The following is a 14,345-nucleotide window of genomic DNA, read 5'->3' as shown; positions in this document are numbered from 1 at the left end:
ATACGCAGTACCTTTGCGGCCCCGCAGCGAACGGCTGCCCCCGCGGATGTGGCGAAATTGGTAGACGCGCCAGATTTAGGCTCTGGTTCCTTACGGTGTGTGGGTTCGAGTCCCTCCATCCGCACCATGCTAATGTGAAAATGTGCTGAATGCACCATTGTCCTGAACGTGAAAATGATTTATAACATCTTCATATTCGGCACATTGGTGCATTTAGCACATTTATTTTTTAACCTTCGACTGGCAGGCAGCAGCTTGCTCCCATCGTTTTGACTATCACGCTTAACCGCAATGAGGAGCAGCTGACCGGGCTGCTGAACGTACATCTTGAGGAAGCCGACTACCGCGACGCAGTGGAGCAGCAAATCAAGGAAACCAGCAAAAAGGCGCAGTTCAAGGGCTTCCGCCCCGGCAAAGTGCCCGCTGGCTTAGTGCGCAAAATGTACGGCAAGGGCATCTTGGCCGATGAAATCAACCGCCTGCTCGGCCGCAGCGTGGATGAGCACCTGAAGACGAATAACGTCAAAATTCTGGGTGAGCCCCTACCCCTGCCCAGCGACGTGGACTTCGACACGGCCAAGGAATTCGATTTCCAGTTTGAGCTGGGTCTGCTGCCCGACTTTGAACTGCCCGCCGACAAGCAGGTGGAGCTGAAGCGTCCGGCCGTGACGCTCGACGACGCGACCCTGGCCGAAACGCACGAGCAGATTACCCGTCAGTACGGCGAAACTACCAACCCGGAGGTTTCGGAGGCCAGCGACTACCTGTTTGGCAAACTGAAAAAGGCCGGCGCGGAGGGCGAAGGCCAGACGGTGCTGCTACCTATTAATAAGGTAACCAGTGGCCAGGAGCGCTTCGTGGGCGTAAAAGCCGGCGACACCCTAACGTTTGACCTCAGCGAAGCTTTTGGCAACGACGCGGGCGCTATCCGCAGCTTCTCGGGGCTGAGCAAAGAAGAAGCCAGCGGCGCTACCGGCGATTACGAGCTGGAAGTGGAGAAAGTGAACCGCACGGCCGCGCCCGAGGATAATCAGGAGCTGTTCGACAAAGTATTTGGCCCCGAGGCGGTGACTTCGAAAGAAGAGTTTGACGCCAAAGTGCGCGAAACGGTGCTGGAGAACTACACCCGCGAGTCGGACAACCTGGTGAACCGCCGCCTCATCGACGCGATGATTGACGCCACCCCGATACAGATTCCGACCGAATTTTTCAAGAAGTGGCTGGTGCGCGCCAACGAGGGCAAGCTCGATGCTGCCACCGTGGAGCAGCACTACTCGGACTACGAGCGCGAGCTGAAGTGGAGCCTCATTCGCAATAAAGTAGTGGAAGACACGAACTTGCGGGTGGAGCGCGATGAAATTCGCGACCGCGTGCTGGACAAGATTCTGGGGCAGTTTGGCGGCAGTATGCAGATGACCGACGAAATGCGCCAGGGTATGGCGGGCTTCGCCGATAACTACCTGAAGCAGGACAACGGCAAACACTACGTGGAGGAATACGAGGCCATTCTGGCAGAGAAAGTAGTGGAAGCCCTGCGTGGCAAAGTTGTTGTTACGGATGAGCCCGTAACGGCCGCAGAATTTCGCAACCAAAACGAGGGGTAGGCCTCCCGTTGGGTTGAGATTAAGAAGCCTTTACGCCCCGCGTAAGGGCTTTTTTATGTTGTCCGCAATATACTTACAACATTTCAGGCCCCTACCCGTCTTTTGCTTTTGAACCGGGCGGGCCGCGGCCTACCCCCTACTTTTTTCTCATGCTGAACAAACAAGAGTTTCGCAAATTTGCCGTGAAGGGCCAGGGGCTCAACGGCTTAGCGGTAGACCAATATATTAACAACGTCGAAGGCCAGGTACGCGGCGGGCTGATAATGCCTTCCAACATGACCCGCTCGGTGATTGAGGAGCGTCCGCAGAATTTCCGGGAAATCGACGTGTTTTCGCGCCTCATCATGGACCGGATTATTTTCTTGGGCACGGCCGTGGACGATTATATCGCCAATATCCTGACGGCGCAGATGCTGTTTCTGGAGTCGGCCGACTCGAAGAAGGACATTCTGCTTTACATCAATTCGCCCGGTGGCTCGGTGTATGCCGGTTTGGGTATTTATGATACTATGCAGTATGTGAACCCCGATGTGGCTACCATCTGCACCGGCTTGGCGGCTTCGATGGGCGCCGTGCTACTAGCCGGCGGTGCAGCGGGCAAGCGCTCGGCCCTACCCCACGCCCGCGTGATGATTCACCAGCCGAGCGGTGGCGCGCAAGGCCAGTCGTCGGACATTGAGATTACGGCCCGTGAGATACTCAAGCTCAAGAAAGAGCTGTATGACATTCTGGCGCAGCACACCGGCAAAACCTACCAAGAAATCCATGACAACTCGGACCGCGACTATTGGATGCGGGCTGATGAGGCCAAGGAATACGGGCTGATTGATGAGGTACTGGAGAAGGCTAAGGCCGCCTAGCTACTGGCGCGTTAGCTGGTATTGCTGGCGAGCAAGCAAATTACAAAAAGAGCCCTGGCCTACCGGTTAGGGCTCTTTTTATGAGTAGCAAGCGCTTACTTAATGGCCACGGTGGCGGGCTGAAAACTGGGGTGGCCAGCCTGCCAGAGCGCGAAAGCGTACATGTTGGCGAAGTTGCGGAAGGTCACCGCTTTGTCTTCGGTAAAGTGGCCGTTGTCGTAGTTTACCTGCATCAGAACGGGCTTGCCGGAGGTGGTAGCGGCCTGCAAGGCGGCAGCCAGCTTGCCCGGCTGCCACACTATCACGCGGGGGTCGTTCATGCCGCCCACGCACAGGACGGCGGGGTACTTCGTGCCGGGCTTCACGTGCTGAAAAGCATCCATCTCGTAGAGCGCCTGGCACTGCACCGGGTCTTTAACGGAGCCGAACTCGGGCACGTTGACGGGGCCATTAGGCGAGTTTTCCATGCGCAGCGCGTTGGAGCAGCTCACGTTGCTGATGGCGGCGGCAAATAAATCGGGCCGCTCGGTGATGGCCCGGCCAATGAGGATGCCACCCGCGCTGGTGCCCATCCCGATGAGGTGGCTCGGGCTGGTGTAGCCGTTCTTCACCAGGTAGTCGCCGCAGGCAATGAAATCTTTCCAGGTATTGGGCTTGGTAGTTTGGTAGCCGGCGCGGTACCACTTCTGCCCCTTCTCTGAACCGCCGCGCGGATGGGTTTCGGCTATCACTACGCCTTGGTTGAGCAGGGCCAGGTAGCGGGTGCTGAAATACGGCACAGACGAGATACCATAGGCCCCGTAGCCATTCATAAAACAGATTGCCTGGCCATCCTTCTTAAGGCCCTTGCGGTAGATGAGGGAGAGCGGCACCATCGCGCCATCATGGCTGGGCACTTCTACTTCCTCGACCACCAAATCGGCCACGCCGGGGTACTCCGCCTTGACTTCAAAAGCACTAATTGCCAGCTTTTTACTTTCCGGGTTGTAGTCATAGAACGTGGCGGGCTGCTTCCAGGAGGTGATGCCTACCAGCACGGCATTGCTGCGGGGCGCATCGAGCGGCTGCACGTGGGCCGTACCACTAAAGGGCAGCGGTACGTCGGCCCACTGGCGGCTGCGCGGGTCATACTGCCGGATGTGGTCGTTGATGCCGTCGTTGAGCGTGACGAATAAGTAATCTTTCGAAGAAACGATGCTTGTAATATTGCGCGGCCCCTCGGGCAGCAGTACCGTAGCCGTAGCCGGATTGGGATGGGCCGCGTCAGTAACCAGAATCCGGCCCTTGGGAGCACCTTTCACGCTGTAGAGGTATAGCTTGGGGCCCAGCTTCAGGTAGCTGTAGACGCTATCGGTGGGAGCGACCAGCTGCCGCCAGGGAATGGTGGGCTTACCCAAATCGGCGGGGGTAGCGACCCACACATTTTGCCGGTTATCGACTGAGCCCAGGCCGCCGTAGACCTGGGTATGGTCATCGGAAAAATAGAGGAAGGGATATTCATCGGGCCGAATGTGAAAGGCCGGATTTTTAGCCCGCGAAAACAGTTCAGGGTCGGCTGAGGCCAGCGTACCCAGGCGGTGCAGGCGGGCTTTGGTATCGAGGTTACCCTTGGGGTCTTTGGGGTCGGTCGAGTTGTTGGGGGTATACAGAAAACCCGTATCGGTGGGTAACCAATCAACGCTACCCCCCGACACAGCCACGATGCTTTCGGGCAGCAGCGCCTGGGTCGCCACCGTCATAATGCGGAGCGTGGACAGTTCCGCGCCGCCCTCCTGCAGGCCTACCACCAGCCGCTGACCATCGTTGCTGGGCGTGAAGGCCGTTATGGAATAAGTTTTAGCCGGGTCGTAGGCCACGGGGTCGAAGAGCAGGGTTTCGGCCCCGGTAGCGCCTTCGCGCAGGTAGAGTTTACCCACCTTTTCGGCGGGCAGCGTTTTGCGGTAGAAGTAGCGGTTGCCGCGCTTCTTGATTTCGGAGTAGCGGGCGGGCCGCAGCCGGTCGTAGCGCACAAACGCGCTGATGAGGCTGTCGCGGCCCGGCAGCCGGTCGAGCGTCTGCTTGGTGTAGTCGCCCTGGGCCTTGAACCAGGCGAGCACTTCGGGGCTCTTGGTATCTTCGAGCCAGCGGTAGTTATCTACCACGGCCCGCCCAAAATAAGTATCGGTGACGGGGCGCTGGGGCGTGGCGGGTAGCGACTGCGCACCAACACCCACGCTGCTCAGCAGCAATAGAACCAGCAAAAAGTTTTTCATAGCAAGTGAGGGGGAAAGTGAGGAACAGGAGTTAAAACAGCAGTTATGCAGCGTAAGCAAGCGCATCGACACCAACCCGGCGGACCTGGCAGCGGAGTCAGCGACCCTAAACTGGCAGGGCCCTACCCCTCTGCCAAGAGTGAGACAGCCTCCGCCGAGCGCGCAGTGGCCCTGGCTACTTTGACAAGTTGGCGGTAGGCAACTAGCTGGTTGAAAAGCAAAGCTAACGCTTGACGAGAGGGTGGACAATAGGTAATTTTACTTGATTTATCCTGCGTTTAGTGTTGACAATCAACCATAAATGCGGGCCAATGCCGAACTTGAGCCGAAGGGCCGCCGCCGGGGCCAACATCTGCTGTCAGCCGGGGGTTGGTACGTATACCACCAGCCGTTGGCGGGTGGCGGTGGGGTAGGCAGGTGGGTAAACTCCCTTAGCGGCCGTACCTTTAGACCCGTTTCGCCGAAAGTGGCTTTGGCCACCTAGTTTACCTGTTTTGACCCGATGCCGGAAATAGCCTGCTCCTTCTGCAATAAGCCCAAGCGCGACGTCGCGGTGATGATTTCGGGCATCAATGCCCATATCTGTGAGAAATGCGTGGCGCAGGCGCAACACATTCTCAGCGAAGAAACCAAGCTGCAAGCCGAGGCCCGGCAGCCGAAATTTAATCTCATCAAACCCCGCGAAATTAAGGAGCACCTCGACCAGTACGTGGTGGGCCAGGACGAGGCCAAGCGCGTGATGTCGGTGGCCGTATACAACCACTACAAGCGCCTGATGCAGAAGCCGCAACACGACGAGGTGGTGATTGAGAAGTCGAATATCATTATGGTGGGCGAAACCGGGACGGGCAAGACCTTTCTGGCGCGGATGCTGGCCAAGATTCTGCAAGTGCCCTTCTGCATCGCCGATGCCACGGTGCTGACCGAGGCCGGCTACGTGGGCGAGGACGTGGAAAGCATCCTGACGCGCCTGCTGCAAGCGGCCGACTACAACCTGGAAGCGGCCGAGCGCGGCATCGTCTACATCGACGAGATTGACAAAATCGCGCGCAAGAGCGACAACCCGAGCATCACCCGCGACGTGAGCGGCGAGGGCGTGCAGCAGGCCCTGCTGAAGCTGCTCGAAGGCACGGCCATCAACGTGCCGCCGCAGGGCGGGCGCAAGCACCCGGACCAGAAAATGATTTCGGTGAATACCGAGAACATCCTGTTTATGTGCGGCGGGGCATTTTCGGGCATCGACCGCATCATCAAAAGCCGGCTGAATACCAAGCCGATGGGTTTCGCCAAAACCAACCTCGACGCGACGGTGGACCAGCAGAATTTCCTGCGCTACGTGTCGGCGCAGGACATCAAGAGCTTCGGCCTGATACCAGAGCTGATTGGCCGCCTACCCGTGCTCACGCACCTCGACCCGCTGGATAAGACCACGCTGCGCCTCATTCTGACCGAGCCCAAGAACTCGCTCGTGCGGCAGTATCAGCGCCTGTTCAACATGGAGAATATCGCGCTCGACTTTACGGAAGGGGCGCTGGAATACATCGTGGAGCGCGCCGATGAGTACCGGCTGGGTGCGCGCGGGCTGCGCTCCATCTGCGAGAGTATTATGACCGATGCCATGTTTGAGATGCCTTCGGAAACGGGGGTAGGCGAGTTTACGATTACGGAAAGCTACGCCCGCAGCAAGTTTGAGAAGTCGCCGATACGGTTGATGCGGGCGGCGTAAGGTTCCACCCGGTCATTGCGAGCGCAATGACAGATAGCCTCCGCGCTAACTTGCGGCCATGACGGTAACTGAACGCGGGCGGCAGCTGCTGGGCCTGCGCCCCGACGAGGGGCGCACGGTGGGGCTGTTTTTCCTGCATAATTTTCTGCTGGGGGTAGGCACCATTCTGGTGTACGTGGCGGCCAACGTGCTGCTGCTGGAAAATAACCCTGAGCGCAACCTCCCCCTGGCCTACGGCGTGGCAGCGCTGACGATGCTGGCGGTGGGCCGGGCCTACGCCCACTTTGAGCACCACTGGCTGCTGCAAAAGCTAGTGGTGCGGGTGCTGCTGGCAGCCGTGGCGGTTACGGGGGTGCTAGGCGTGCTGGTGGCTACGGGGCACTCGGTCGCGGCGGCCGTCGCCATTATGACGGGCTACCGGGTGGTCTATATGCTGACCAGCCTGGAATTTTGGGGTGTGTCGGCGGTGGTATTTGATGTGCGGCAGAGCCGGCGGCTGTTTGGCATCATCAGTGCGGGCGACATGCCGGCGAAGGCACTAGGCGCGGTGCTGGCCATTTTTATTCATACCAACGCCGAGCTGCCGTGGCTGCTGGCTACCGCGTTTGGGGCCTACCTGGCAGCGCTACTGGTACTGCAGGCTACCTTGGGGGCGCATGAAGTCACGGCCGCCCCTACCCCCCGCCCGGCGCGCACCGCGGCGGTAGCGCCGGGGCTGCGGCGCTGGTTTGGCGAAAGCCGGCTAGTGCAGGCCATGTGCCTGAGCTTGCTGGGCCTGGCGACGGTAACGACGGGCGTGGAGTACTTATTTTTTGTGAACGTCAAGCACCGCTTTCACGACGAGGCGGCCATCATGCGCTACGTGGGCACGGTGCTGGTGTGCACGTTTATTTTAGCCTTGATTTTCAAGCTGATATTCTCGCAGCGCACCCTGGACCGGCTGGGCGTGCGGCGGATGCTGCTGGTGCTGCCGGTAGCGCTGCTGCTGGCCCTACCCCTCTACGCGGGCCTCGACCACGGCGATATCAGCCTGATGCTGCGCTACTTCTGCGGGCTGTACCTGGGGCTGGAAGTACTGCGCCGGGCGGTGTTCGACCCGGTGTATCTGCTGCTGTTTCAGCCGCTTTCGCCGCCCGAGCGCTTGCAGGCCCACACGCTAGCAAAGGGCTTGTACGAGCCGCTGGGCCTGGGGCTGGGCGGCGCGCTACTATTTGGGCTGCACACGCTGCCGGGCGGGCAGTCGTGGGTGCCGTTTGGGTGGATGGCCCTGGTGATGGTGGGCGTGCTGCTGCTGCTGGCCCGCACCTACCGCCAGTACGTGGCCGAGCTGCAACACGCGTTGGGCCAGCGCTTCACATCGGGCGAAGATGAAGCAACGTCAGCTTTTGAAACGCCCACTGAAGCCCTACCCCCTCCCGCCAGCCCGGCCGAGTTGCGGCAGCTTATTCATTCCTTGCGCGACAAAGCCAACCGGGCCGCTGCCACCCGGCATCTGCTACGCCTGGGCAACGCCGTGCTGCCCGCCGTGGCCGACTTACTCAGCACCGATGCCGACCACGCGCTGGTGCGGCGGGTGGCGCTGGTGTGCGGGCGGCTGCGCACGGCCGCCAGCCGGCAGCTGCTGGTGGCGCTGGCCCGGCAGCCCAACCTGTTTCGGCGCGAGGCGGCGTTGCGGGCGTTGCGCCTGTTCGGTGTGGTGCCGCAGGAGGTGCCGCTGTTTCAGGCGCTGGTGCACGATGAGCTGCAACTGGCCCAACAGCTGCTGCACGGCCAGGCCACGGCCGCGCCCGAGCTGGCCACCTGCCTCGACTACGAGCTGATGCGCACCCAACAGCGAGTATTTGCGCTGCTGGGCCAGATTTACCCACCCCAACTTATTGCCGATGCCCAGCGCGGAGTGGCGCACGCTGCCCGCGAGCGCCAGGCTAACGCCCTCGAAATGCTCGATAACAGCATTGCCCGGCCCACGTACCAGGGCTTGCAGGCGCTGCTGGCCGTGGCCCCGCCCGCCGAAAAGGAGCGCACCTTCGACCAGTTGCTAGGGCCGCTGCTGGCCCCGCCGCCCATTGTCGAAACGATAGTGGAGCGCGGCGAAACGGCTTTTTCGGACTGGACGGTGCGCGCCGCCCTCGACCGCTGGCAGCCCACGGCCGCCACGGTGGCCGGGCTGTCGCCGCACCTACGCAGCCCCAGCCCGCTGGTACGCGAGAGTGCCTTTGCCATTCTGGCGCGGCTCGCTACCCAGCAGCCTACCCTGTATCAGTACGTGAACACCGCCCACCAAACCCTCGATACCCTGCGCATGAGCCACGAAGCCACTACCTCACACATCAGCGCCGCCGAGCGGGTAGCGGTGCTTCAGCAAACCGCCCTCTTCGCCGAAACGCCCGAAAACGTGCTCAGCAGCATCGTACCCATTATGAAGGAGGTCAGCTTTGCCGACGGCCACCAGATTTTTGCCAAGGGTGATTTGGGCAGCTCGCTTTTTATTCTCTACGAAGGGGGGGTAGGAATTTTCAACGGCGAGCAGCGGCTGGCTACTTTCAGCAAGGGCGATTTCTTCGGTGAGCTGGCTTTGCTTGATGCGGAGCCACGCTCGGCGGCGGCCGTGGCGCAGGGCGTGGTCACGGCCTTTCGCCTGGACCAGGAAGACTTTTACGACGTGATGGAGGAGCGGCCCGAAGTGCTGCGCAACATTATGAAAGTGCTTTGCCAGCGGCTGAGGAGGCAGAATGAAGCAGTTTTGGGGTCTTAAAAGCCGCTTGTCATTGCGAGCGCAGCGCGGCAATCTTTCCTTGTCATTCGCATCATTGAGTTTACTACCCCTGACGGGAGGAAAGATTGCCGCGCTGCGCTCGCAATGACAAACGTTGTCAACTAAGAAACTACCTCATACGTCATCACGGGTTGCGCTTTGTTTTTGAGATGCAGCTCGCCGATGGGCTGGCACTCGAAGCTTTCGCGGATGCGCTCGTAAATAGCTTCGGTGATGACAATCTGGTTGGGCTGGCCGGCCGATTGCAGGCGCTGGCTCACGTTCACGGTATCGCCTATCACGGTGTAATCCAGGCGCTTGAGAGTAGCGGAGCCGATGTTGCCGGACACCATTTCGCCGGTGTTGATGCCGATGCTGACGGCAGGGTGGTAGTCGGTGCCGCCGGGCAGGAGGTCGTGGGTGGCTTGCAGGTTGGTGCGCACGACTAAGGCCGCGTCAATGGCGCGGTCGAGGTGGTACTCGCCCCGGAAAACGGCCATTACGGCATCGCCCATAAACTTATCCACGTAGCCGCCGTGGGCGATAATCTCCTGCACAATCTGGTCGAAATACTTATTGAGCAGCTTCACGATGGTGGCCGGCGGCTGGGTTTCGGAGAGCGAGGTGAAGCCGCAAATGTCCACGAACATCACCGTGGCCTCCACCGTTTCGGAGGCCATCAGCTTGTTCTCGAAGCCCGGCCGGGCCATAAAGTTGATGACCGTCTCGTCCACGTACATCTTGAGGATATTATTCTCCTGAATAGCCCGCATGGTGTCGCGGAGCTGCTGCACGTGGTGGGCGGTTTTCTCAATGGTTACTTCTAAGTCGTTGAAATCAACGGGCTTGCACACGAAGTCGAAGGCCCCGCCGTTCATGGCGGCCCGGATATTCTGCATATCGCCGTAGGCCGAGACCATCACGGTTTTAGTGACGGGGCTGGCTTCGGGCAGGCGGCCGAGCAGCGTGAGGCCGTCCATGACGGGCATGTTGATGTCGGCCAGTACCACATCCACGTCGGGGTGCTCCTGCAGGCGGTCGAGGGCCTCTTGGCCGTTGCCGGCAAAGACGAACTCGTAGGCATTTTCCCGAATTTTACGGCGAAACTTTTGCTTGATGAGCAGTTCCAAATCGGCCTCGTCATCAACTACTAAAATTTTGGTTTTCATGTGGTTGAGATAACGTGGAGCTTATCGCGCAGGGCCGCGAAGTCCACGGGCTTAGTCAGAAAGTCATCGGCCCCGAGCTGCATGGCTTGCTGGTGGGTAGCCTCGTCGCCGTAGGCCGTGAGCATCATCACGAGCGGCGGCGGGGGGGGTAGGGGGTCGCTTTTGACGTGGCGCAGCAGCTCTAGCCCGCTCATGCCGGGCATGTTGATGTCGGAGAGAATGAGGACGACCTCGCTGGGATGGTCACGCAGAAACGTGAGCGCCTCCTCGCCCGAGTAGGCGAAGGAAAAGGCAAACTCGCCGCTGCGGATTTCGCGCCGGAAGCGCTGCTCGAACAGCACCCGCACGTCGGTCTCGTCGTCAACTACCAGAATTTTCATGGGAAGTAAAGATAGGAGCAGGCCCGGCGGCTCAGGCCGTGGGCAGCGTGATGGTGAACGTGGTGCCCTGGCCCGGCTGCGAAGCTACGGCCAGCGTGCCGCCGTGGCCCTTCGTAATAATATCGTGGCTCAGCGAGAGACCCAGCCCCGTACCCTCACCCGTGGGCTTGGTGGTGAAAAAGGGCTGAAATATCTTGGGCCGCACGGCGTCCGGGATGCCCGTGCCGTTATCCAAAACCTGGATTTCGACCTGCTCCGCCAGTCGTTTCGTCGCTACGCTTACGGTGGGCACGTAGCCGCTTTCGCCCGCCAGCTGGCGCTGCTGCACGGCGTAAAAGGCGTTGTTGAACAGGTTCAAAAGGACTCGACCCAAGTCGGCCCCTACCCCCTCTACCGGCGGCAGGCCGGGGGCGAGGTCAGTTTGCAGGGTGGCGTTGAAGCTCTTTTCCTTGGCCCGCAGGCCGTGGTAGGCTAGGCGCAGGTACTCGTCGGCCAGGGCATTCATATCCAGCGCCGCCCGTTCGCCGGTGCTGGCGCGGCTGTGCTCCAACATCCCGCGCACGATGCTGCTGGCCCGCTGCCCGTGCTGGTGAATCTTGCTCAGATTTTGGGTGAGGTCATCGGCCAGGGCGCTTACTTCGGCCGCATCACCGGCGGCCTGGGCTTCTTTCAGTTCGGCCAGCAGCTCGGCGCTCACGTCGGCGAAGTTATTGACGAAGTTGAGCGGGTTTTGAATCTCGTGGGCGATGCCGGCCGTCAGCTCGCCCAGGCTCGCCATTTTCTCCTTCTGGATGAGCTGATTTTGCGTGGCGCGCAGTTCGGTGAGCGAGCGCTGCAATTCGCCGGTGCGCTGCTGCACCTGGGTTTCGAGGGTATCATTCTGGGCAGCCAGCAGGGCTTGTTTGTCCTGCTCCTGCGCAATGGTTTGGGCCGAGAGGCGCTCGACCTCGCCCAGCTTAACTTGCAGCAGCTCGGCGTCGAGGGCAAACTCGCGGGCCAGAAACAGGGAGATGCCCAGCGCCGGCAACACAATTCCCAGCAAGAGCAGTACATTCAGCAACAGCTGAGATGGCGTTTTAGCGAGGTACAGCACGGCGCAATAGGCCATCGCGACCAGCAGCTGGCCAGCAAATCCCGCCGCAATCAGCCCGGCTCCCCGTTGCCCTTGGCGCAGGGCTATTACCGTCAGGCGCAGCTGCTCGACTACGCACCCCACCACCAGTATCGTCCACGCACTATCAACGGCCGGGTTCTGGGAAACAATCAGCAGGAGCACTACCCCCCAGTAGGCCACCCACAGCCCCCGGTAGAGCCGGCCCGGCCGGAAGTGAAACAAGGCGTACAAGGCCCGAATGGCCCACAGCCCATTCATGGCGGCCAAGACATTGGCCAGCACCAAGAGCGCCAGAAAGGGCACCAGCGTAGGCAAGGCCAGGGTTCGGAAGCCGTAGCCCAGCAAGGACCCCAAAGCTATCGTGAGGGCAAAGCGGGCAAAGTAGCGGTTGGCCGGCTGCGACGGGTTGTAGTAAAAAAAGGCGAAGTGCAGGAATGCCAGCAGGGCCGAAAACCCCACCAGCACCAAAAGAACTATGGCGCTATCCCGCTCCCGCGCCCGGCCTTCCCAAAATTGTTGCGGGGCAAACAGGGTCACTCTCAGCTGCGGCCGCTGGCTGAGTCCTAGCGGCAGCAACGGCCGCCAGGGTGCGTAGCGCACCGCCAGCACCTGCTCGGCGGGGCCGCCCGCGGGCACGGCACCCGGCGGCAGGAATTGGCCCAGGGGCTGCACCCGCGCGGGGTCGGCGGCGAGCACCCCCTGGCGCTGCACCAGCCGGCCGTTGAGGTACACTTCGATGGCCCCTACCCCGAATGAATTAAATAGCAGGTCGCGCTGGCGCAAGCTGGCGCCGAGCCGAAAACGCAGCCGCAGCCAGCTGATACCCGTGCCCAAGGCGGGGGGTAGCTCGCGCCGGGGCCGGGTGGGGCTGAGGGTGTCCCAGCGGCTGTCGTCGAAGTCGGGGCGGGCCCAGGCCGGGTCGTCGCCGGCGTGGTAGCGCCAGCCTTTTTGCAGCAGCAGGCCGGTAGTGGGGGGTAGGCGGTTAATGCGCAACGCGGCCGAATCGGGCGTTTGGGCCAGGCACGAGCCGGCGCTGAACACTAGCGCCAGTAACAGTAGCAGGTGTTTCATAAGCGGCAGAAGGGGGGTAGGGCTTAGCCGGGCAGCGTGATAGTGAAGGTGGTACCCTGGCCCGGCTGGCTTACCACGGTGAGCGTGCCACCGTGACCCTTCGTGATAATATCGTGGCTCAAGGACAAGCCCAGCCCCGTGCCCTCGCCGGTGGGCTTGGTGGTAAAAAAGGGCTGGAAAATCCGCTCCCGCACGGCTTCCGGGATGCCCGTGCCGTTGTCGCGCACGGCTATTTCCACCGTCGGGCCCACCTGGCGGGTGGCTACCCCCACGGTGGGCGTGTAGCCGGCCTCGCCGGCTTGCTGGCGCTTTTGCACCGCGTAAAAGGCATTGGTGAGCAGGTTCAGCAGCACCCGGCCCAGGTCGCCGGGCACGGCGGATACGGGGGGTAGGGCGGGCGCGAAATCGGTTTGCAGGGTGGCGTTGAAGGTTTTATCCTTGGCCCGCAGGCCGTGGTAAGCCAGGCGCAGGTACTCGTCGGCCAGGGCATTCACGTCGGTGGGGGCGCGCTCGCCGCTGCTGGCGCGGCTGTGCTCCAACATGCCGCGCACGATGCCGGCGGCCCGGCCGCCGTGCTGCGCAATGCGACCCAGGTTCTGGCGCAGGTCAGCCAGCAGCTCAGCTTCAATGGCCGGGTCGCGCACGGAGCGGGCGCGTTCCTCGGCCAGCTCAGCCACCAGCTCCACGCTCACATCGGCGAAGTTGTTGACGAAGTTGAGCGGGTTCTGAATCTCGTGGGCAATGCCGGCCGTCAGCTCGCCCAGGCTGGCCATTTTTTCGCGCTGAATCAGTTGGCCCTGCGTTTCCTGAAGCTCCTGAAGGGTGGTGCGCAGCTCGTCGGTTTGGCGGGCCAGGGCGGCCGTGCGCTGGCCCACTTCGTATTCGAGGGTTTGGTTTTGGCTCTCAATGGCCCGCTGCTCCTGCTCGACGGTCAGGCGCTGCTGCACATCGACTTTAAGGGTCTTGGCTTGGCTGCGGGCCACCAGCAGCCCGACTCCTAGCCAGGCCACTACCAAGCCCTCCACGTTATCAACCGTACCACTCTTATCTAAAGCCAAGGTAAAAGGCCGTGCCAGCAGCTCCACCACGAGCACAACCACGCCGGGCAGCAGGGCCAGGGCCAGCCACTGCGCGGGGCGGTAGGCGCGCAGCCGCCAGCCCACGGCAACGCCAATGCCGAGCACCACGGCCAGAAACATATCGTCGAGCCAATCCAGCACCGGGCCGCCCAGTAGCAGTCCCAGCCCCATGATGGCCGCCGCCGGCTGCCAGAGGCGCGTTAGCCAGCGGTCCCACCGCGGCAGGCGCGCAGGAATGTCCAGCGCTTTGCGGCCCCAGTACACCAACCCAATGGCTAGCGGCGCAGACAGGTATAGTTCACCATCAGCCATGCAATTGATTGGTTATATTATTG

Annotated in this window: 9 protein-coding genes and 1 tRNA gene; 5 read left to right on the top strand and 5 right to left on the bottom strand. The window is 61.3% G+C overall.

From position 1 onward, the window contains the following. Window positions 1-42: 42 nt before the first annotated feature. From LC531_RS02620 to LC531_RS02610, 3 genes are all read left to right on the top strand, one after another. Window positions 43-127 (top strand) — tRNA-Leu (locus LC531_RS02620). Window positions 128-269: 142 nt separating this feature from the next. Next, window positions 270-1,604 carry a trigger factor gene (gene tig, locus LC531_RS02615; RefSeq protein ID WP_223648775.1) on the top strand — a complete coding sequence of 445 codons (1,335 nt, stop codon included), beginning with the start codon at window positions 270-272 and terminating at the stop codon, window positions 1,602-1,604. Window positions 1,605-1,753: 149 nt separating this feature from the next. Then, window positions 1,754-2,464, top strand: coding sequence for an ATP-dependent Clp protease proteolytic subunit (locus LC531_RS02610; RefSeq protein WP_269808151.1), 711 nt, complete (start codon window positions 1,754-1,756; stop codon window positions 2,462-2,464). Window positions 2,465-2,559: 95 nt separating this feature from the next. Here the strand turns inward: LC531_RS02610 and LC531_RS02605 are convergent, their stop codons facing one another. Then, window positions 2,560-4,716, bottom strand: coding sequence for a prolyl oligopeptidase family serine peptidase (locus LC531_RS02605; protein ID WP_223648774.1), 2,157 nt, complete (start codon window positions 4,714-4,716; stop codon window positions 2,560-2,562). Between the two features lie 502 nt (window positions 4,717-5,218). Between LC531_RS02605 and clpX the strand changes: the two genes are divergently transcribed. Together clpX and LC531_RS02595 are read left to right on the top strand one after the other, a co-directional pair. Further along, on the top strand, window positions 5,219-6,442 hold the full coding sequence (gene clpX, locus LC531_RS02600) for an ATP-dependent Clp protease ATP-binding subunit ClpX (RefSeq protein WP_223648773.1): 1,224 nt from the start codon (window positions 5,219-5,221) through the stop codon (window positions 6,440-6,442). Between the two features lie 58 nt (window positions 6,443-6,500). After that, the gene (locus tag LC531_RS02595; RefSeq protein WP_223648772.1) at window positions 6,501-9,197 is read left to right on the top strand and encodes a cyclic nucleotide-binding domain-containing protein; all 2,697 of its coding nucleotides are present in this window, start codon (window positions 6,501-6,503) and stop codon (window positions 9,195-9,197) included. A 122-nt stretch (window positions 9,198-9,319) separates the two neighbouring features. On the opposite strand, the gene LC531_RS02590 is transcribed toward LC531_RS02595, so the two are convergent. From LC531_RS02590 to LC531_RS02575, 4 genes are read right to left on the bottom strand one after another with little or no spacing between them, the layout of a single operon-like run. Beyond that, entirely contained in the window at window positions 9,320-10,366 is a 1,047-nt protein-coding gene (locus LC531_RS02590; RefSeq protein ID WP_223648771.1) for an adenylate/guanylate cyclase domain-containing protein, read from the bottom strand. Further along, on the bottom strand, window positions 10,363-10,746 hold the full coding sequence (locus LC531_RS02585; protein WP_223648770.1) for a response regulator: 384 nt from the start codon (window positions 10,744-10,746) through the stop codon (window positions 10,363-10,365). The genes LC531_RS02590 and LC531_RS02585 overlap by 4 nt, the downstream gene beginning before the upstream one ends. A 31-nt stretch (window positions 10,747-10,777) precedes the next feature. Then, entirely contained in the window at window positions 10,778-12,931 is a 2,154-nt protein-coding gene (locus LC531_RS02580) for a sensor histidine kinase (RefSeq protein WP_223648769.1), read from the bottom strand. A gap of 23 nt (window positions 12,932-12,954) precedes the next feature. Further along, window positions 12,955-14,322 carry a sensor histidine kinase gene (locus tag LC531_RS02575; RefSeq protein ID WP_223648768.1) on the bottom strand — a complete coding sequence of 456 codons (1,368 nt, stop codon included), beginning with the start codon at window positions 14,320-14,322 and terminating at the stop codon, window positions 12,955-12,957. Window positions 14,323-14,345 lie beyond the last annotated feature (23 nt).

It is taken from the genome of Hymenobacter psoromatis (genome assembly GCF_020012125.1).
GTDB classification, from domain to species: Bacteria; Bacteroidota; Bacteroidia; order Cytophagales; family Hymenobacteraceae; genus Hymenobacter; species Hymenobacter psoromatis.
Note: the sequence above shows the minus strand (reverse complement) of the source record. Positions and strands in the feature narration are given on the sequence as shown.

Coding starts and splice junctions, on each gene's coding strand:
- LC531_RS02605 (WP_223648774.1), bottom strand. CDS start 4,716: ATGAAAAACTTTTTGCTGGTTCTATTGCTGCTGAGCAGCGTGGGTGTT.
- clpX (WP_223648773.1), top strand. CDS start 5,219: ATGCCGGAAATAGCCTGCTCCTTCTGCAATAAGCCCAAGCGCGACGTC.
- LC531_RS02585 (WP_223648770.1), bottom strand. CDS start 10,746: ATGAAAATTCTGGTAGTTGACGACGAGACCGACGTGCGGGTGCTGTTC.
- LC531_RS02595 (WP_223648772.1), top strand. CDS start 6,501: ATGACGGTAACTGAACGCGGGCGGCAGCTGCTGGGCCTGCGCCCCGAC.
- LC531_RS02590 (WP_223648771.1), bottom strand. CDS start 10,366: ATGAAAACCAAAATTTTAGTAGTTGATGACGAGGCCGATTTGGAACTG.
- LC531_RS02575 (WP_223648768.1), bottom strand. CDS start 14,322: ATGGCTGATGGTGAACTATACCTGTCTGCGCCGCTAGCCATTGGGTTG.
- LC531_RS02610 (WP_269808151.1), top strand. CDS start 1,754: ATGCTGAACAAACAAGAGTTTCGCAAATTTGCCGTGAAGGGCCAGGGG.
- LC531_RS02580 (WP_223648769.1), bottom strand. CDS start 12,931: ATGAAACACCTGCTACTGTTACTGGCGCTAGTGTTCAGCGCCGGCTCG.